Below are 1,468 nucleotides of genomic sequence, written 5' to 3' on the forward strand. Positions count from 1 at the left end.
CCTCCAGGCCGATGCCGTGGCTGGTGCCGCCGGCGACGACGAGCAGGTAGCCGTCGCGCGGCACGGGGCGCTGGCGGTAGCCGACCCGCTCCCCCCGCTCGACCTGGTGCAGGTCCAGCACGCGGGCCCGCACGGACAGGGCGGCCGGGTCGCCCAGCCACAGGGCGGTGCCGATGCGCGGGCGGATCGTCAGGTGCGGGCGGCGCGAGGCCAGCTCGGCGTGCTCCGCAGCGTCGAGGTGCGACACGAAGACGGTGTCGGTCTCCAGGCGGGACGTCTCCAGCGCCGCGACCCAGCTCTCGGCCTCGGCCAGGTGGCCGCGGCCCAGGGGCAGGTGCAGCGCGAACCCGACGACCTCCAGGTCGCCGAGGGCGGCGACGGCGGCGGCGATCTCGTGCCGGTCCAGGCCGTGGCGCGACATCGACGTCTCGCCCTCGACCACGACGCGGGTGCGGCCGGAGCGGTGGCGGCGAGCGCCGCGACGTCCTCGACCCGGCCCAGCGTGTGGATCACGCGCGGACCGAGCACGACGTCGTCCACGAACGGACGCCAGGGCGTCAGCACCAGGACGTCGCCGGAGAAGTCCTGCAGCGCGCCGGGGACCTCGGCGTAGGTGCCGACCGCGATCGTGTCGGCGCCGAGGGCCGCGGCCTCGCGGGCCAGGACGTCGCGGCCCAGGCCGTAGCCGTTGCCCTTGACCACCGGGACGAGGCCGGGGTGGGCAGCGGCGAAGTGGCGCAGGTGGGTGCGCCAGCGCGTCCCGTCGACGTGCAGCCTGAAGCTCATCCTCGCCTCCCCATGTAGACCGTGAACGCCTTGTGCAGGACCCGGTTGATCGGCAGGTCCCACTCGCCGAGGTACTCCACGGCGTGCCCGCCGGTGCCGACCTTGAACTGGATGAGGCCGCGGTGCGGGTCGTCGGCCTCGATGGTGTCGGTGATGCCGCGCAGGTCGTAGACGCTCGCGCCGGCCGCGAGTGCGTCGCGGATCATCTGCCACTGCACGGCGTTGGAGCCGCGCACGTCGCGCTTCTCGGTGGTCGACGCGCCGTAGGAGTACCAGGCGTGGTCGCCGACCCGCACGAGCGTCGTGGCCGCGACGAGGTCGCCCTCGTGGTGGGCCAGGTAGAGCGTCAGGCGCTCGGGGTCCTCGGCGGTGAGGGCGTCCCACATCCGCTCGAAGTAGGCGAGCGGGCGCGGCGTGAAGTGGTCGCGCTCGGCGGTCTCGGTGTAGACGCGGTGGAAGTCGGCCAGGTCGGCGCGGGTGCCGCGACTGACCTCGACGCCGTTCTTGGCCGCCTTCTTGATGTTGCGCCGCCACAGCTGGTTCATGCCGGCCAGGACGTCGTCCTGGCTGCGGCCGGCCAGGGGCAGCCAGAAGTTGAACGCCGGCTGGCCGGCCGAGAACCCGCCGGTCGTGGGGACCGGCGTCCAGCCGGCGGCCAGCAGCGCGTCGCGCAGGACTGGCG

General features: G+C 74.3%; 1 protein-coding gene and 2 pseudogenes. All 3 read right to left on the reverse strand.

The window, feature by feature from the left end; genetic code table 11:
• A pseudogene (locus AC2W7G_RS16160) lies at positions 1-442 on the reverse strand (alanine racemase); the annotation flags it as partial.
• A gap of 74 nt (positions 443-516) precedes the next feature.
• Positions 517-786: pseudogene (locus tag AC2W7G_RS16165) on the reverse strand (alanine racemase); the annotation flags it as partial.
• Positions 783-1,468, reverse strand: a 686-nt coding sequence (locus AC2W7G_RS16170) for a lipid II:glycine glycyltransferase FemX (RefSeq protein WP_485869337.1), incomplete at its 5' end; no start/stop codon positions are given. The gene AC2W7G_RS16170 and the pseudogene AC2W7G_RS16165, both read right to left, overlap by 4 nt.

The organism is Aeromicrobium sp. PFPM2_SD2 (assembly GCF_057364525.1).